Source organism: Paraburkholderia ginsengiterrae, from assembly GCF_001645125.1.
GTDB classification, from domain to species: Bacteria; Pseudomonadota; Gammaproteobacteria; order Burkholderiales; family Burkholderiaceae; genus Paraburkholderia; species Paraburkholderia ginsengiterrae.
Window position 1 is genome coordinate 30,839 of the sequence record NZ_LXKA01000332.1, and the last position, 16,279, is coordinate 47,117.

General features: G+C 57.8%; 18 protein-coding genes. 8 read left to right on the forward strand and 10 right to left on the reverse strand.

What is annotated here, in order from left to right; translation table 11 throughout:
• Positions 1-55: 55 nt before the first annotated feature.
• The 7 genes from A6V37_RS40950 to A6V37_RS39465 all read right to left on the reverse strand — a co-directional run bounded on the left by A6V37_RS40950 (position 56) and on the right by A6V37_RS39465 (position 6,190).
• Complete coding sequence (locus A6V37_RS40950; RefSeq protein WP_131799895.1) at positions 56-352, reverse strand: hypothetical protein; 297 nt, start codon at positions 350-352, stop codon at positions 56-58.
• Between the two features lie 154 nt (positions 353-506).
• A complete protein-coding gene (locus A6V37_RS25210) occupies positions 507-1,265 on the reverse strand; it encodes a COG4705 family protein (RefSeq protein WP_064269416.1) in 759 nt (252 codons plus the stop codon).
• Positions 1,266-1,666: 401 nt separating this feature from the next.
• Positions 1,667-2,164, reverse strand: a complete 498-nt coding sequence (locus tag A6V37_RS25215; RefSeq protein WP_064269417.1) for a RidA family protein — start codon at positions 2,162-2,164, stop codon at positions 1,667-1,669.
• Between the two features lie 165 nt (positions 2,165-2,329).
• A complete protein-coding gene (locus tag A6V37_RS25220) occupies positions 2,330-3,973 on the reverse strand; it encodes a serine hydrolase (RefSeq protein WP_064269418.1) in 1,644 nt (547 codons plus the stop codon).
• Positions 3,974-4,155: 182 nt separating this feature from the next.
• On the reverse strand, positions 4,156-4,527 hold the full coding sequence (locus A6V37_RS25225) for a VOC family protein (RefSeq protein ID WP_064269445.1): 372 nt from the start codon (positions 4,525-4,527) through the stop codon (positions 4,156-4,158).
• A gap of 318 nt (positions 4,528-4,845) precedes the next feature.
• Complete coding sequence (locus A6V37_RS25230) at positions 4,846-5,304, reverse strand: hypothetical protein (RefSeq protein WP_064269419.1); 459 nt, start codon at positions 5,302-5,304, stop codon at positions 4,846-4,848.
• Positions 5,305-5,578: 274 nt separating this feature from the next.
• On the reverse strand, positions 5,579-6,190 hold the full coding sequence (locus tag A6V37_RS39465) for a winged helix-turn-helix domain-containing protein (RefSeq protein ID WP_075643557.1): 612 nt from the start codon (positions 6,188-6,190) through the stop codon (positions 5,579-5,581).
• Between the two features lie 299 nt (positions 6,191-6,489).
• Between A6V37_RS39465 and A6V37_RS25240 the strand changes: the two genes are divergently transcribed.
• On the forward strand, positions 6,490-6,807 hold the full coding sequence (locus A6V37_RS25240) for a DUF4148 domain-containing protein (RefSeq protein ID WP_064269421.1): 318 nt from the start codon (positions 6,490-6,492) through the stop codon (positions 6,805-6,807).
• A gap of 287 nt (positions 6,808-7,094) precedes the next feature.
• On the forward strand, positions 7,095-7,343 hold the full coding sequence (locus A6V37_RS25245; protein WP_064269446.1) for a hypothetical protein: 249 nt from the start codon (positions 7,095-7,097) through the stop codon (positions 7,341-7,343).
• 93 nt (positions 7,344-7,436) lie between these two features.
• Here A6V37_RS25245 and A6V37_RS25250 read toward each other — a convergent pair whose 3' ends face one another.
• Positions 7,437-8,738 carry an epoxide hydrolase family protein gene (locus tag A6V37_RS25250; protein ID WP_064269422.1) on the reverse strand — a complete coding sequence of 434 codons (1,302 nt, stop codon included), beginning with the start codon at positions 8,736-8,738 and terminating at the stop codon, positions 7,437-7,439.
• A gap of 198 nt (positions 8,739-8,936) precedes the next feature.
• Here A6V37_RS25250 and A6V37_RS25255 point away from each other — a divergent pair, with 198 nt between their 5' ends.
• Positions 8,937-9,848, forward strand: coding sequence for a LysR family transcriptional regulator (locus A6V37_RS25255; RefSeq protein WP_064269423.1), 912 nt, complete (start codon positions 8,937-8,939; stop codon positions 9,846-9,848).
• Between the two features lie 41 nt (positions 9,849-9,889).
• Here the strand turns inward: A6V37_RS25255 and A6V37_RS25260 are convergent, their stop codons facing one another.
• Positions 9,890-10,552, reverse strand: coding sequence for a glutathione S-transferase family protein (locus tag A6V37_RS25260; protein ID WP_064269424.1), 663 nt, complete (start codon positions 10,550-10,552; stop codon positions 9,890-9,892).
• 240 nt (positions 10,553-10,792) lie between these two features.
• Between A6V37_RS25260 and A6V37_RS25265 the strand changes: the two genes are divergently transcribed.
• From A6V37_RS25265 to A6V37_RS25280, 4 genes are all read left to right on the forward strand, one after another.
• Positions 10,793-11,770, forward strand: a complete 978-nt coding sequence (locus tag A6V37_RS25265; protein ID WP_064269425.1) for a helix-turn-helix transcriptional regulator — start codon at positions 10,793-10,795, stop codon at positions 11,768-11,770.
• 22 nt (positions 11,771-11,792) lie between these two features.
• Complete coding sequence (gene chrA / locus A6V37_RS25270) at positions 11,793-13,028, forward strand: chromate efflux transporter (protein ID WP_064286438.1); 1,236 nt, start codon at positions 11,793-11,795, stop codon at positions 13,026-13,028.
• A 126-nt stretch (positions 13,029-13,154) separates the two neighbouring features.
• Entirely contained in the window at positions 13,155-14,138 is a 984-nt protein-coding gene (locus tag A6V37_RS25275; protein ID WP_064269427.1) for an NAD(P)H-dependent flavin oxidoreductase, read from the forward strand.
• 269 nt (positions 14,139-14,407) lie between these two features.
• Positions 14,408-14,905 carry a GNAT family N-acetyltransferase gene (locus A6V37_RS25280; RefSeq protein ID WP_064269428.1) on the forward strand — a complete coding sequence of 166 codons (498 nt, stop codon included), beginning with the start codon at positions 14,408-14,410 and terminating at the stop codon, positions 14,903-14,905.
• Positions 14,906-14,997: 92 nt separating this feature from the next.
• Here the strand turns inward: A6V37_RS25280 and A6V37_RS25285 are convergent, their stop codons facing one another.
• Entirely contained in the window at positions 14,998-15,852 is an 855-nt protein-coding gene (locus A6V37_RS25285; protein ID WP_064269447.1) for an oxidoreductase, read from the reverse strand.
• 140 nt (positions 15,853-15,992) lie between these two features.
• On the opposite strand from A6V37_RS25285, the gene A6V37_RS39470 reads away from it, so the two are divergent.
• A complete protein-coding gene (locus tag A6V37_RS39470; protein WP_082902761.1) occupies positions 15,993-16,160 on the forward strand; it encodes a helix-turn-helix domain-containing protein in 168 nt (55 codons plus the stop codon).
• Positions 16,161-16,279 lie beyond the last annotated feature (119 nt).

The following is a 16,279-nucleotide window of genomic DNA, read 5'->3' on the forward strand; positions in this document are numbered from 1 at the left end:
GCCGCCGACGCAGCGCGGCGGATCACTCCTGCGAACTGAACCTCCGAGGGCGTGCTTAAGCAGCCTTGGCAGCGGCCTCCCTGGCGAGCAGGCGTTGCGCCTGTTGATCGCCCTTTCCAGCTTCCTGCGCGGTTTGCACCGAGGTTTCGCTGGCTTCCGCCATCAATGCGCGCGCGGCGCTGCTGATATTGACCGTATACGATGCCGTAGACGTGCTGGCACTCGATCCCGTATCTGACGAAGCGGTTGTGCTGGTGCGCGATGCTGGGGTTGTCGACGCAGAACCCGAGTTCGATGTGACGGACGAAGTCGATGCTTGTACAGCACTTTGACCGACTGCCTGAATGGACATCTCAATCTCCCGATAGAAAAAACGTTTGTACTGCGGACTGTCTATCGGCCTCAACAAGTAAGGCTTGAGAAGTATATTTTTTGAGATTTCCAGGTTTCTTAAGCACCTCTTAAGGCTCCATCGAGAACGCCCATTGAGCGGCTGGAATCGGTTATCAGTGAGCGGCCTTTGCTGCTCTTTGCCTGAAGACCATCAAACTGGTCAGGATGAAGCCTAGAAGCGCGATCGAAGCGGCATAACGGTTCATCGCGAGTCCACCATGGTCGATTGGCTTGTCGAGGAAGTCACCCAGCGCCGCACCGAGCGGGCGAGTCAGAATGAAGGCAGCCCAGAACAGTATCGTCGATGAGATTTTGGTCCTGTAGTGCGCAATAACCAGCACCAGCAGCAAGCCACCGAAGACAATGGCCGCGCCGCTGTAGCCGAGCGCAACCGTGTCGGCAGTCCAGTCGCCCAACGCGGTGCCGAGCGTCTGGGAAAACATAATTGTTACCCAGTAAAACATCTCCGCCCTGGGCGAAGAAACAGTCGTCACCGATACCGAACCCATCACCTTGTACCAGGTGAAGAGCGAGCCCAGCAGCAAAGCGAGAAGGATCGCACTTCCGCCCGAGTAGCCGATCCCGAGAGATCGGTCGGCAAAGTCGGCAAGCGTCGTACCGACTGTCGTTGTAGCGACGATGGTTACCCAGTAAAGAAGCGGATTAAACCAGTTCGCCCGAATCTGGGCGCTAACAGCGGCGAAGAATATCACCGCGAAAATGATCGTGCCGACAAGGTAGCCCAGATTCATCGACATCGTGACGGCATCTCCGCCGGTCTCGCCTAGTGTCGTCGCTGCGATCTTGACGATCCAGAAACCAAGCGTGATCTCCGGCACCTTGGCCATCGCCATGTGCTTTGTTGTGTCCATATTCCCTCATGTAGGTAGCCAGGGGTCCCGTCACCGTCATGCAGGGACGCGGCGCTGACAGCGCAAACTTCGCGTCTTCTTCGCAATGTGGGACATCCCGTCAAGAAAATTAAGCCAACGTTGGATGTCAGTTTGCAGGACGCTTCCTTAGGAAATCCTTAGGCGCGACCGTGCTTTCTTGCAAAAGCGCTCGCGGCGGCCTGGAAATCCTCTCCTGATCCGGACCGATTGCGGAAGTTCGAGGTCTGTCGAGGCATTACTGACTTCGGACGACACTGAATTTCCACATCCGACCCTTCTGAGTCACCCAAAGGCTGTCCCAGATCTTCTGTTCCTGGATCGACGTGAGGCGATGGTTCCGACACGTGCTTATGAGACCGGCTTTCGGCGGCAATCCTGGTTTACGGGCGCAGTCCGTCGATCTCAACTTCCGCTTCGCATTCGACGGGCACGTTTAGAGGGAGCGCGACGCCGACGGCTGACCGAGCATGCATACCGATGTCCGGCCCGAACAGTTCAAGGATCAAATCCGAGAAGCCATTTGCGATCCGTGGCATCTGGTCGAAACCGGGCGCTGCGTTGATCATTGCAAAGACGCGTACCCAGGCCGTAATGCGATCCAGATCCCCAAGCGCCTTCTGAAGACTCGCCAACTGTGCAAGCGCCACAAGGCGTGCTGCTGCGTAGCCTTCGTCTGAAGAAACTTCGGCGCCGACCTTACCGACCGGTTGCGCAATCGTCCCATCGAGGTTGAGCGGCACGTGTCCCGAGACAAAAACTCGTGTGCCGCTCACGCGCACCCAAGCAAATGGCAATGACATATTTACGTTTGCAGGCATCTGTAGCGTCTGCGGCAACGTCAGTCCCATCTCCGCGAGCTTCGCTTCGATTCTTGCCATGGCCGTCTCCTCGTTAGCCTGCGAAGAACGTTAGATGCTGGCGGTCGGCTTTTCAAGTCGATCTGCGTCCCATGACCGCGCGCGGCGATCGTATAGGACGTACGCTTTGCGCAAAGGGCATATCACGCCCCGGAGCGGCCCGTCCCGCATCTACAAAGCGGACACTCAGACGTCGGGGCTTGTGCGCTGATCGGCACATGCGTCAAATAACCTGTACGCGCGTAGCTGTATTCCAGCTTGCCGCAGAGTCAATCCCCATACCGCACCGCTCTCTGTGTGTTCGAACGTAATCTCGGCTCCGACTTCTTCGACGACAAAACAGCGACCGTCCGAGGAAGCGGCCTTTAGCTTGCGTTGTGCCGTAGCTTGCACGAATAGCTCGTTGCCATCGACGGTCACCTCAACATACATGCGTGGGTGGCGGTAGCGTCCAGCGTACTGCAAGACGTCCGTAGAAATAGCTGGGGTTTCTTCGCGACTGCCCGGCTGCGGCCCATTCGCCGTTCGTCGAACCGCATCATCCACTCTCCGCCCCACCAACCTCACATTGCGCTCTCGCAGAGTTACCGTGGATACCTTTCCGTCCACCTCACGGTCAAATTTGATATCTATGTCGCTGGTTTTCGAAAAGAACACCCCAGATCCAGAGCATGCTAATGGCAGTCGCTGATGACCAGAAAAGCTGGCACACAGCGCGTCATTATCGAGGAAAATTTCCAGGAAATACCGATGACCCAGTTGGAACGCTCCCACAAACTCTTTTAGTTCCGGTACTCCCGGTGTGATCTCGCGACACGGCTGATACCGACCGACACCGGCTCGCGCGAGGCGCTGTGCAATCATCGGGACTTCGGCGCCTTGGAGGTTCGAAAGAACGATGACGGTCAGGTCGTCATCCATGTGGACGTCAAGAGTGCACAGGAAGCCGTTTATGGCGCCACCGTGACTAACGCGAGTGCGCCCCTCGTCCGACCCAACGAACCAGCCGTAACCATATCCATGTCCGTGGTCACGCAACATCTCCTCAAGACGGGCTGGTTGGATCACGTCCCCATTCATGAGAGCCTTCGTCCAGAGATACAAATCATCCGCTGTCGAATACAGTCCACCGGCAGCATACGGTAACGACATTGCGATGAATCTTGCATGCCTCCATCTGCCATCGACGCAGGTGTACCCTGCGGCTCGTCGATCGACGATCTTCGACGTATGGTCATAACCACTGTCGACCATGCCAAGTGGCTGGAAAAATTCGTCCGTCAAAAAAGCGGAGTAGGTCTGGCCGCTGACGTTTTCCACAATGCTGCCAAGTAAAATATATCCGGTATTACTGTAGACAAAGCGAACTCCTGGCTGGAATTCCAGTGGTTGATCGCTCGTCAGCCCAATGATCTGCTCCGGCGTTCGCTCTTCAAGTGATATGCGACTCAGGAAGTCCGGCAGGCTCGTATATGAAGGGACTCCCGAAGTATGGGTTAGCAACTGATGGATAGTGACGTCGTGCCAACTATTCGGAGCGTCGGGCAGATATTGGCCGAGCCGGTCTGCAACGTTCAGTTTGCCACGCTCTGCGAGGCGGAGAATCGCGGCCGCGGTGAACTGCTTCGTAATTGAGCCGATGCGAAATTTTGTTTCCGGCGTATTGGGGATCCCCCACTCCCTGTTTCCGAGGCCGAAAGCCTGGCGAAAGACTATCTCGTCGTTTTTGGCGACCAACACGACACCTGAAAAGAGGTCGGCCTCCAGGAATGGCAATACGATTTCGTGTGCTTTTGCAGCGTAGTCATCCGCGCGAAGCGTAGAACACATGGATCGCGTCCTTGAAGAAAATGGCAGGAGTGCAGTATCACGGTCTATAACGTGCGCTACGGAACCCCATTGCGATCGCGGGGCTTGCCACAGATTGCCAACGAAGCCGCCCGTCGCATTGCGTGACCGCACCTGACCGATTCGAGCGTTCGTATGCTACAGGCAGTGACGAAGCACTCGTGTCAGTCCGCCTGTGAAAGTTGAAATACGTTTCCCTCGGGGTCCTCTCCGTCACACATCAGATAGGGAAAGCCATCGTAACGCTTCAGATCACGCATCGGGACGCCGGCCTTTACAAGTTTCTCGCGCAGTTCTGGCAATCCCGATTGCAGCGAGAAAACGATCTTGGAGTTCGAAGAATTGGGAGCTGACGCTCGGTTGCGGTAGGGCTCCCCGACGCGGTGCAGCGCAATCTCGATCTCACCCGCCTTAAGGACGGCCCATTCATCTTCAATTTCTTCCGTGAGCGGAAGGTCAAAGTGGGCACGATAGAAGGACTTCAGCACTGCTACATCGCGGACGTACAGTATTAACCTGGTTATCGAGACGAACATGAGATTCTCCGAATATGTTTCGCGATCCACCTTCGACCGTAGCTGTATGCCACCTCCCAAACCGGCCGTGTCGAATGTCTCAATGTCGCCGAAGTGCGTCTTACGCTGACGTCTCAGATGCGTGCTAGGACCATAGGCGGTCGAACGTCGTTGACCTAACGATACGAGCATCGAATTGCGTCTCCGAATTTATCTCGTCGAACGTCCGGTCCCGGCCGAATCAAATCCGATGGCGTCGCCCGCAGTTGCCGGTGCCTTCCTCAAATCTCACTGCTATAACGCCAGGTCCTGGGAATACATGGGACCATCTCTCATGCCTCAGTGCACCGGTTCGATCTTGAAATCGTCGACCGCTACGCCAAGGTCCACTCCTTCGCCGCTGCCGCTCAACGCCATCGACGTAGTTCCCTTGGTCAGCACCTGGGCAGTACCGCTCTTCCCCGCACCGGCCGAAGCGCCAGCCTGCGCGTAACTGCCGTACACATCCTTGATGCTGTAGACATGGGTGATCTCACCGTGGCCGCTGACGTGGAACTTGCCGGCGGTGAGGCCGCCGCCGTGCACGCTGATCGTGACCGCAGACCTTTGCCCGTTACTGCAGCTCACTTTGCCGCGTCCTTCGGCATGCTGATAAATGGCCGACCATCCGGACATGCTGAAGGTCAGATGGCATTTCACCGGCGCGCTGCCTGCCTGAGCCGAAGTAGCAGTCAGACCGGCCAGGGCACCTGCGCACAGCAACTTGATGGCAGTCGATACAACGATATGCTTGCTCATGGACGTCTCCAGGCACGTGAACGTGGATTATCCAGTGTAACTGTTATTCGCAGCGGACCGGCCAACGGATGCCAACTGAGTCCGCCACCCTGACGAGCCATTCACTTAATGAATGCCCTGAAGTCCATTCTTTTCCAGAACCGAATTGATCAAGGCGCCCACCCGGAGACCGGTGGCCATGGAAGCTTGCCGAACCTGAGCCTGAACAGCAGGATTGTCGCCGGGACACCGCTGCTCCCGGCCGAACCGTCCGTCTGCCCACTCAAGATCATGATCACAATTGACGCCGTCGGCGCATGGGATTCGCACGCGCGCAACGAAGCGCACCTGCTGCAGACGGGGCGGCTGAGACAATTCGTGCGGCTCGAACGGGGACGAGACTATTGCGCATGATCGCCATCCGCAAATGCCAGGCCCGAATTCTTTTCGGACTAACCAGTTGCGACCTCGGACTTCCCTTCCTGTTGCGCGATCGCAGTGCCGGAGCGCTCAGGATTTCGCCCAGGAGGGTCATCGCCTCTTCGCGTCGAACGGACGGCGTCCATGCTTCTGTGGGGACTTGCCTGTCGTCCTGCACAGCGCCAAACGGCTCCGCGCCGCTTTTCACTCCCGCGAAACGGTAACCTCGACGCGGTACGGTAACAATGAGGTTGCGATCGGAGCCCAACTTCTTCCGGATGCTGCAGAGGTGCACGTCGAGATTGCTGTCCGCAACGATGACTCCTTTCCATACCACGTCTAGCAACTCATCCCGCGTGACGAGCCGGCCGCCCGCAGCGACGATGAGGAGAAGAATGTCGAACGCTCGAGATCCGAGTTGCATATCTTCGCGTTCGAGCATCAGACGACGTGTCTCGACATCCAGATAGAAGCGGCCAACTTTCATGATTTCCGGTAACCCGATGATTGAAAGATATGAGCCAGATGGGGTTGATGTCCGCCCGCAAAATAGGAAGTACAAGCAAGCTCACGTTGCGCGCAGCGCAACTGAGCGACTCAGGGCGGCCCCCGTCAATCCAGAAGGCGGAGCGAACATGACAACAATGTAATGTGCGCGTCAGCGTGGATCAATCTTCGCTGTACAGAATAGGAACCACTCGCTCCCGTTTCCATCCGGTGGCGAGACTAAAGGCATCAGTCACGGCAGCGCAAGCTGACCCAACCTAAGTTCAGGAGGTAATTACCATGAAATCTCTTATCTATGCAGCGCTGATCGCCGGCGCACTTGCCACCCCGGTTGTTTCTTTCGCACAAGAGGCGACTGGTCCGTTGACGCGCGCCGAAGTACGCGCGGATCTGATTCAGGTAGAACAAGCGGGGTACCGGCCGGCCGCCAAAGATGCGTACTACCCAGCGGATATTCAGGCGGCTGAGGCGCGGGTTCAAGCGCAGACTGTCACGGCGCCGGGAAGCAAAGATGTAGGCGGCATCCCGAATGGCTCATCGCAGTCGGGTGCGCCGGCGCCAACCGCAGGTACTCACTCGATCTACTTCGGCCACTGAAGCTCGCGTGTTTTACGAGCCATCGCCAGCCGCTTACTTTGGAATACGAATCAAACCGCCGCTTTCGTGCTGTGTCTCTTGGAAAGCGTAAGCGGCCTGGCCGATGCGCAGCATCACGGTCTTTCAGAGGAACGATTCATAAACAATGCATTATTGTTATTGTTAAAAACATTAATTATCGTAAATTGATTGCCGAGTCTACGCTGTAACCATCCCCGTCGCACATGTTCAGGTCGAAGCGCCTGGGCCGCTGGCCGACAGGGGACGGGCGAAAGAAGGAGACGACCATGAGCACCGCCGAGAGGTCCTTGCATTACCTGGTGGAAAAGTGGCTTGCGCCTGCCCCGCACACTCAAATTCGCGTCATACAGTTCGGACATATCCGCGAAGACAGGAGGCGCTTCGTGCATGTCGAGGCATCCGCTGCCGGCGGCTCGCGCACACTCTTTTTCTTTCGGCACGACGACGGCTGCTGGTGCGTATTTCCACCCCGGATCGCGCGCCCTTCGATGACTGGTAGTCGTCTTGCCGCTTGAGTCGCATCGCAACATCATGGATAAAACGGTGGCGGCGCGAAGGGGCGGCGTGACGTTTGAGCCGGGCAGGACGGCTTGCGTATTCGCTGCCGTCTATCGCATCCGGCTAAAGCAAGCACGCAATTCGGCGACGAAGATGGACGGCTGCTCGAAGGCGGCGAAATGTCCGCCCTTCGCAACTTCATTCCAGTAAAAGAGCTTAGAGTAAGTACGCTCGCCCCAAATTCTGGGTGGTTGAGCGATCTCTCCGGGAAAGATAGACACGCCAACAGGAATATCAAGCTTCTGCAGCGAAAAGTCCGTCGCGAAGCTTTCAAAATAAAGGCGAGCGGAAGAAGCGCCTGTATTAGCTAGCCAATAGAGCGTGATGTTGTCGAGCATCTCGTCGCGCGAAAGCTCTCGTTCCGGCTCATTGTTGGTGTCGGACCATTGCGCAAATTTTTCATATATCCACGCAGCCTGACCGGACGGTGAATCCGAAAGACTATAGCCGATCGTCTGCGGTCTCGTGGACTGGAGCTTTGAATATCCCATGCCGTAATTGGCGAACGCAGCGCCTTTCGCGAGAGCAACCTTCTCTTCGGCGGTCGGTTCTCCTTCGACCGGCGGCGGAAACAGAATTGGCAAGTTCAGGTGGATCGCCTTGAGTCCCTCCACATGCTGTTTCGCCATCCACGTAGTAACTCCCGCGCCCCAGTCCCCGCCTTGCGCAACCCAGCTTGTATATCCCAGTCGCTTCATGAGCACGGCCCACGCTCGCGCAATATGAGGTATGCCCCATCCTCGCTCAGTCGGCTTGTCCGAAAATCCATAGCCTGGCAGCGACGGTATGACCACATGGAAAGCGTCATCGGCTGTACCACCATGTGCTGTCGGATCTGTTAACGGCCCAATAACTTTGAGGAACTCTATAACGGAGCCTGGCCAACCATGGGTAAGAACAATCGGCAGCGCGTTCTCGTGTTTCGACCGCACATGCAAGAAGTGGATGCCGAGACCGTCGATCTGAGTCCGGTATTGGGGCACGCTGTTCAGCCGCCGTTCGAGACGGTGCATATCGTAGCTGGATCGCCAATACTCCACGAGCGCTTTCATCTTCGCGAGCGGCACGCCTTCGGACCAGTCGTCGACCGTTTCCTTCTCGGGAAAGCGCGTTGCTGCGAGTCGTACCTTAAGGTCCCGGAGCGCGCCGGGTGGAATGGCGACCTGAAACGGCGTGACGGCTTCAGAGGTTGATGGAAGAACAATATCCATGGCGTTTGCCTCCGCATCCCGTACAGTTGCGAGGCCCGTTCCGAGGCTCAGTGTGCCAAGCCATGCGGCAGTACGAAGCACTTTGCGGCGCATTGGGTCCATGCCCGGTGATGTCGATGCGTCGGACGAAGTTGATGTCATGGGAAACCTCAGTACGTTTGAAAGGGCGATTTTCCTAACTCCGCAGGGCCAGGAATAATCACGAAAGGTCGATATTCCAATCAGGATCAGCCAGCAATGTCGCGCCAATACCGATACGACACCCACTGTACAAACTGGGAGAGTGTTGAATAAAGTGGCTAAACTGGATAACTTTATCCACATAGGTAGATAATCGACATGGACCAGTTGCTTGCCATACGTGTGTTCGCCCGCGTTGTCGAAGCGGGTGCATTCAGCCGTGCCGCCGACTCGCTCGACATGCCGCTCGCCACGGTGAGCAAACTGGTGCGTTCGCTGGAGCAGCATCTTGGCGTCAGACTGCTGCAGCGAACGACGCGGCGCGTCACCATCACGCCCGAGGGCGCCGCATACTACGAGCGCAGCTCGCGCGTGCTGAAGGAACTCGAGGACATCGACTCGAGTTTCTCCAGCGCACATCAACGCCCGCGCGGACGGCTGCGTATCGATATCGGATCCTCGACCGCAAGCTGTGTATTGATCCCCGCCCTGCCCGACTTCATTGCGCTATATCCGGACATACGTATCGATCTCGGGGTGAGCGACCGGCGAGTCGATCTCATTGGCGAGAACGTTGATTGTGTTGTCCGCGGTGGCAACGCCGACGAGCTCTCGCTAATCGCGCGTCCACTTGGCCGTGCACCATGGGTGACCTGTGCGGCGCCGCAGTATCTGAAACAACACGGCAAACCGACGCACCCCGACCAGTTGAAAAGTGCTCATCGTATCGTGAGCTATGTTTCACCGCGTACCGGGCGCGTCATGCCTATGCATTTTCAGAAGGGCAGCGAGCGATTCGAAATCGGTGGCGTAAAGGGCATGGGGATCAACGAGAGCAACGCACACGTCGCGGCTGCGCTGGCAGGACTCGGTGTGATTCAGACTTTCACCTATGCTGTGAAGGGTGCAATCGCGCGTGGCGAGCTTGTGCCTGTTTTGTCGGCATGGCAACCCGATCCCCACCCCTTCTTCCTCGTGTATCCGCCAGACAGGCACATGAGCCAGAGGTTGCGTGCCTTCATCGACTGGGCGACGCAGCGGTTTGTACACAAGTTCGATCGGGCAACTTAGCCGTTGTCGCAATCGCACGCGTCCCCGCCCGTTTCAGGCTCTTAGTAAAGTCCTCGAAGAAACGCCGGGACCGGATTGTCAATCGAGGCAAGATACCCCGCCATAGCACCAGCAACTTTCCGCACGGCCGGACGTGCAGTCATTCGCTCACGCCAGGCCAGCAGGTTAGGCGTTTCTCCTGTCATCGGAGCACCCTTGCGCGCGCCGAACAGCTGCGCCATGTAAAACGCAATGTCGGCATAAGAATAGGTCCCGGCCAGAAACTCTCGATCCGCAAGAACACGTTCCATGCGCAGATAGTATTGCGCCGCTTCGTTGCGCGCAGTCTGCGCCGCGGGATCGTCAGGCGTATCTTCCAGCCCCATTAGTCGGACAATGTGCGGAAAATAAATTTCATCGGAACAGTGTTCAAGCTGACGCGCCATGGCGCGCTCCCGTGGATGCGCCGGCCATAAGGCGGGATTGGGTTTCAGGTCTTCAAAGTACTCGAATATCTGCGTGGAATCGAAAATCTCCAGGTTGCCGTCGATCAACACCGGCACCTGGCGTTTCGGATTGGTGCGCAATACGTCTGGATGTTTGGGTTCGTAACCGCGCTGCTGGCTGAACGGGGTCATCACCAATTCGAAGTCGATACCCTTCTCGTGCGCCGCGATCTCGACTTTCGCACCGAACATGCTGAGGGGACCAGAAATTATTTTCATTTTTTATGCCAAAGGTAAGGTTACGCGTGGATAGCCGAGCGGGCTGTTGGCACAAGTCGATGCGTCTCGGCAGACCGCAGCGGCCAGTGCGCCAGTTGAGGAGCAACCTTGAGTTGCTTGTCGCGAGTGCTCTCGTTCATGTTTGACCTTCACATCGATCGACGCAGATTAGTAGTGTGGCAAATAATAAGTCCGATAACATGACACCTTATGTCATGTATTTGAGGTAAGGTGCCATTCATGAAAGCCAGCCGCCTTTTGTCGATCATGATGATGCTGCAAGCGCGTGGGCGTATGACCGCACCGGCTTTGGCTGAAGCACTGGAGGTCTCCGAGCGCACGATCCTGCGCGATATCGATCAGCTCTCCACTGCCGGCGTGCCCATCTGGGGGGATCGAGGCCGCAACGGGGGATTTCAATTGCGCGAGGGTTGGAGCACGGATCTCACAGGGCTCACTGAAGATGAAGCGCACGCCCTGTTCCTGGCAGGTTTGCCTGGGCCGGCGACGGAACTGGGCCTGGACGGCATGGCAAACTCCGCGCGACTTAAGATGATCGCCAGCCTGCCTCCGGACTCTCGGGAGCACGCTGATCGTGTCGCCAGCCGCCTGCACATTGATACTGTCGATTGGTATCGTGCCCAGGAAACGCCGTTATTCCTGCGTGAAGTCGCTAATGCCGTGTGGAGTTCGCACCGGATCGAAGTGAAGTATGAGAGTTGGCGTGGTTTGTCCCACCGCGAACTTGAACCGCTCGGCTTGGTGCTCAAAGGAGGTGCCTGGTACCTGATTGCCAGGGTGGTGGGCAAGCCCGACGCACTGACTTTTCGGCTAGCGAATATTCATGAGCTCAAGTCCTCTCGCCGCCGTTTCAAGCGTCCTGTTCGATTCGATCTGGCGAAACACTGGCGTGACGCCATGAGCCGGTACGAAACCGATCTCTATCGGTTGACGGCTCATATCGCCGTATCGCCGCGCGGTGAGGACTGGTTGGTCAACGCACGCATCAAAACCTCGCCTGCTTTGCAGAAGGCAGGCCGTGCAGAGGTCCCATCAGGGTGGAAAGAGTTGTTGATGCCCATCGAATCCATCGAGCTCGGCGCGCGGAAGTTGCTGGGATACGGTTCGGATCTGAAGATCATAGGGCCGCAGGAACTTAAGGATAAATTGACGGAAGAGTTGTCAGAGTTGAACGCGCTCTATAAAGGGAGGGCGTAAATTTGGTGAGAGACACGAAATCATGAGATCCGACACGTCCCCGACTCATCCGCCACAGGTCGCTGCGGCCCTGGAAGTTGCCGGCGTATTTCTCAAGCTGGGGCTGACGTGTTTCGGTGGCCCGGTCGCCCATATCGGCTATTTCCGCCGCGAGTTCGTCGAACGTCGGCGTTGGCTGGATGACGAAACGTTCACCGATCTCGTCGGGCTGTGCCAGTTCCTGCCGGGTCCGGCCAGCAGCCAGGTCGGGTTTTCCGTCGGGCTTCTGAGGGCTGGCTGGCTCGGCGGCCTGGCGGCATGGAGCGGATTTACCTTGCCGTCGGTCCTGTTGCTGCTGTTGTTTGCGGTCCTTGCTCCCAACCTGGGTGGTCCAATCGGATTGGGGTTCATCCACGGTCTGAAGCTCGTGGCCGTTGCAGTAGTCGCCCAAGCCGTATGGGACATGGCGCGGCGCCTTTGCCCGGATCGCCGGCGCGCGGCGATCGCGTTGGTCGCTGTCGCCATATCCGCCCTGCTGTCTACGGTGTACGCGCAACTTGCGGTGATTGTGTGCGGAGCGGCCCTCGGTCTGGTGGTTTGCAGATCCGGCGTATCGTCCGATGCAATGGCGAGTCCGCGGCATGCACAGGAATTCCATGTATCCCGCAAAGCAGGAGTGTTGGCGCTGGTGCTCTTCTTTGCCCTGCTCTTCGGTCTGCCCACCTTGGCGCGATTCGATGCCAGCCAAGCCGTCGCGGTCTTCGACGCGTTCTATCGTTCCGGTGCGCTCGTGTTCGGTGGTGGTCACGTGGTGCTTCCGTTGCTGCAGCAGCAAACGGTCGCTCCGGGATGGGTAACGCCGAACGATTTTCTGGCCGGCTACGGCGCGGCCCAGGCGATTCCGGGGCCGCTCTTCACGTTTGCCTCGTTCCTCGGCTGGATGGCGACCGGCGTGCCGAACCGCTGGAGCGGCGCGCTGCTTGCCACGGCGGGCATTTTCCTGCCCGGATTTCTGCTCGTGCTGGCGGCCTTGCCTTACTGGCAATCGTTGCGCGCGCATCCCTCAATGACGGCGGCGCTCGCCGGCGCGAACGCGGCTGTTGTCGGCCTGTTGGCGACCGCACTCTATTCGCCTGTATGGATCAGCGCGGTGCGTTCCGTGGCCGATTTCGCCATCGCGTGCGTGGGATTCGTCCTCCTGATTCGCTGGAAAGCGCCGCCGCTCGCCGTTGTCGCGCTATGCGCGCTGGCCGGCGTAGCCGAGGCCGTTCTGCGCTGAAGGGCGGAACGATGCGAGTATGCACAGAAACGTTGGAAGCGGCCGGCCATGGATCCGGCCTTGACGATCAAAGGATCCATGATCCACCATTGAAAAGATGTTCTCCTCATCGATATGGGGTGCCATATGTCAATCGCCACCGCCGTAACAAGCCTGCTGGGAATTCGTCATCCCATTCTGCTGGCGCCAATGGATCTAGTCGCCGACGCTCGCCTAACTGAGGCGGTCAGCGCTGCCGGGGGGTTGGGGATTCTGGGCGGCGGCTATGGCGATGAGGCGTGGCTGCGCCGGGAACTGGATTTATTACAGCCGACCGGGACTCGCTTCGGAGTCGGCTTCATCACCTGGAGCCTGGCAAAAAATCCGCATCTGCTTGATCTTGTTCTGGAGCGCAAGCCTGCGGCGGTCATGCTCTCCTTCGGCGACCCCGCGCCATTTTCGGAAAAGATTAAAAAAGCCGGCTCCATTCTTATCTGTCAGGTTCAATCATTGGCCAGCGCCAAGGAAGCACTCGCGTGCGGGGCGGATATCCTCGTTGCGCAAGGCACGGAGGGCGGTGGTCATGGCGCCTCACGCGGCCTGTTTTCCCTTGTGCCGGAAATCGTCGATGCGCTCGACGCGACGATTCCCGTGGTCGCGGCAGGCGGCATCGCTGATGGGCGGGGACTCGCGGCCGCCCTATCCCTTGGCGCGTCAGGCGTGCTGATGGGTACCCGGTTCTATGCAACGCAGGAGGCCGCCGGAAAAGATGCTGCGAAGGCGAGGATTCAAACGGCAAACGGGGATGAAACCTTGCGAAGCATCGTATTCGACATTTCTCGCCGCAACGTTTGGCCCGCTCCGTTCACCGGCCGCTGCCTTCGGAATGCGCATCTGGATCGCTGGTATGGCCGGGAGGTTGAGCTTCTCCGTCACCTCGACGAGGAGTCGGGGAAATATGCCAACGCGCGTGCCGCGGGGGACTTCGACATCGCCGCCGTCATTGCGGGCGAATGCGTCGGACTGGTTCAAGATATCCCGACGGCACAGGAGGTCGTCGAGAGGACTGTGCGGGTGGCTTCAGCGATTCTTGCCAATGGTTCTCAACGAATTCAGCTGGACCCGGATTGAACGTTTGCCATTCAAGCCCGGCGATGACCGGCTATGTGCCGCTACGTGCGGCCAAACCAGATCGTTGATCCTTCTCCGTCAGATCAGCGACAATCAGTACCCGCATGAATTTATCCGATGGAGAACCATGAGTGCTATCCGACTCACGCGCGTGATCCGCGCCGACGCCACCGACTTGTATGACAGTCCACACCTGGCATCTCTCGCTAGTTGCTCGTGGAATTGGATCTTCCCGCGCCTATTTATCTCCCCATTGTGATGAGCCGAAAATGATCGAACCAGTACGCTATAGACGTGCAACGCTCGACGACACTTTGAAGGTCTGCGAACTAGGACAAATTCTGAACTCCGTTCACCACCAGGCACGTCCAGACATCTATGTCGACGCAACGACGGAATTCGAGCGTGACAAATCTCACTGGGAGCCGTTTCTGCAGGCAGATGACCGTGCCACATTTCTTGCGGAGCAAGACGGCACAGCGGTAGGGTTTATTGCTGTCCAGGTGGTGAACCCAATCAGTCCGTTGCTGCAGCCGCTGGTCGTCGGTCGCATATGCTCCATTGCTGTCGCAGATGGGCTGCGTGGGCACGGCGTCGGGAAAGCGTTGATGAATCTCGCGGAAGACTGGGCTCGGGAAAAGGGCGCCACCGACATAAGGTTAGCGGTCTGGGCCTTTAATGAGCATGCAGTCGATCTGTACACAGAACTTGGCTACGAGGTGCGTGCATTCGAAATGGGGAGGCCGCTCACGTCTGTGGTTGTTTGACGCGACATTGACGTTCCGCAAGCCAGCGAACGTGGTCATGGCTGCATTCCCCACGCATACCAATAGCCTACTAAGCGCGGCCTCCCCACGCTTCAAACCGTCCTCGGGTCCACAAAGTTCGTGCTCCTGGTTATCTCCTCCCACTCATCGAGATCACGCTGTAAATCCCCAATCTTCTTCCGAATCAGATCAAGCGCATCTCCACCGATAACCAGATGCAGCGGCGGCCGATCCGACTCCACCGCGGTGATGATCGCTTTGCTGCCCAGCACCGGATCACCCTGCTGTTTGCCATGCGCTGCAAATACGCTGTCGCGCGCTTTACCGGCCGTATCGGCGTAAACCGGAAGACGCACGTTCGACTGCTTCAACGAAGCCCCGCGAAAATCCGTCCGAAAAGCCCCTGGCTCAACCACCGTCACGCCGAGGCCAAACGGAGCAATCTCCTTGGCCAGCGTTTCGGACAGCCCCTCCACCGCGAACTTCGTCATGTGATAGAACCCAACGGCCGGAAAAGTCGTCAGTCCACCAACCGAACTGATATTGACGACATGCCCTCGCTTACGCTTGCGCATCCCCGGCAGCACCGCCTTGATCATGTGCCAGGTGCCAAACACATTAGCGTCGAACATAGCCTTTACGTCCGCATCCTCGCCTTCCTCGATCGCCGCGAGATAGCCGTACCCCGCATTGTTCACAAGCACATCGACGCCTCCAAACCGCGCTTCAGCCGCGGCAACCGCCGCCGTCACCTGATCTGGCCGGGTGACATCGACCTCCACCGCAGCGGCGGCGTCGCCATGTGCCGTGACAATGTCCTCCAAAGTGGACACGTCCCGGGCACTCAAAACGACGCGATAACCCGACTCGAGAGCCTGTTGAGCAAGTGCTCGGCCTAGACCCTTCGAGCACCCGGTGATAAGCCAGACCGCGTTCTTTCTGATCATGTCTATACCTTTCATCTAGCAAACAGACCGCTGCTCGACCAGCAGGCGGCGCCAGGTGCCATCCACTGTCCAGAGCAGCACCTTGACGTCATGGTAGAGACGATTAATCTTGCAATCATCCAGGATAATTCGAACGAGCCATGCAATCCGATCGAACGATACCGAACACAAGCCTCGATGATCTATCGGCCTTCGCCATCGTGGCGCGCACACGGAGCTTTACGCGCGCGGCAGCGGAACTCGGTGTATCGAATTCAATGCTGAGCTACACCATCAAAAGGCTCGAGCAACGTCTAGCAGGCCGTTGAAATATCCGTCGTTGATGCGCTCAGATGCATTACGACGGATGCCGGTTTCGAGTTTTCGAAACGCGTAACTCGTTTGCGGGCAAACGACGTTGTTCGCGGGGTCACCATATCGGTGTTAT

Coding starts and splice junctions, on each gene's coding strand:
- A6V37_RS40950 (WP_131799895.1), bottom strand. CDS start 352: ATGTCCATTCAGGCAGTCGGTCAAAGTGCTGTACAAGCATCGACTTCG.
- A6V37_RS25210 (WP_064269416.1), bottom strand. CDS start 1,265: ATGGACACAACAAAGCACATGGCGATGGCCAAGGTGCCGGAGATCACG.
- A6V37_RS25215 (WP_064269417.1), bottom strand. CDS start 2,164: ATGGCAAGAATCGAAGCGAAGCTCGCGGAGATGGGACTGACGTTGCCG.
- A6V37_RS25220 (WP_064269418.1), bottom strand. CDS start 3,973: ATGTGTTCTACGCTTCGCGCGGATGACTACGCTGCAAAAGCACACGAA.
- A6V37_RS25225 (WP_064269445.1), bottom strand. CDS start 4,527: ATGTTCGTCTCGATAACCAGGTTAATACTGTACGTCCGCGATGTAGCA.
- A6V37_RS25230 (WP_064269419.1), bottom strand. CDS start 5,304: ATGAGCAAGCATATCGTTGTATCGACTGCCATCAAGTTGCTGTGCGCA.
- A6V37_RS39465 (WP_075643557.1), bottom strand. CDS start 6,190: ATGAAAGTTGGCCGCTTCTATCTGGATGTCGAGACACGTCGTCTGATG.
- A6V37_RS25240 (WP_064269421.1), top strand. CDS start 6,490: ATGAAATCTCTTATCTATGCAGCGCTGATCGCCGGCGCACTTGCCACC.
- A6V37_RS25245 (WP_064269446.1), top strand. CDS start 7,095: ATGAGCACCGCCGAGAGGTCCTTGCATTACCTGGTGGAAAAGTGGCTT.
- A6V37_RS25250 (WP_064269422.1), bottom strand. CDS start 8,738: ATGACATCAACTTCGTCCGACGCATCGACATCACCGGGCATGGACCCA.
- A6V37_RS25255 (WP_064269423.1), top strand. CDS start 8,937: ATGGACCAGTTGCTTGCCATACGTGTGTTCGCCCGCGTTGTCGAAGCG.
- A6V37_RS25260 (WP_064269424.1), bottom strand. CDS start 10,552: ATGAAAATAATTTCTGGTCCCCTCAGCATGTTCGGTGCGAAAGTCGAG.
- A6V37_RS25265 (WP_064269425.1), top strand. CDS start 10,793: ATGAAAGCCAGCCGCCTTTTGTCGATCATGATGATGCTGCAAGCGCGT.
- chrA (WP_064286438.1), top strand. CDS start 11,793: ATGAGATCCGACACGTCCCCGACTCATCCGCCACAGGTCGCTGCGGCC.
- A6V37_RS25275 (WP_064269427.1), top strand. CDS start 13,155: ATGTCAATCGCCACCGCCGTAACAAGCCTGCTGGGAATTCGTCATCCC.
- A6V37_RS25280 (WP_064269428.1), top strand. CDS start 14,408: ATGATCGAACCAGTACGCTATAGACGTGCAACGCTCGACGACACTTTG.
- A6V37_RS25285 (WP_064269447.1), bottom strand. CDS start 15,852: ATGATCAGAAAGAACGCGGTCTGGCTTATCACCGGGTGCTCGAAGGGT.
- A6V37_RS39470 (WP_082902761.1), top strand. CDS start 15,993: ATGCAATCCGATCGAACGATACCGAACACAAGCCTCGATGATCTATCG.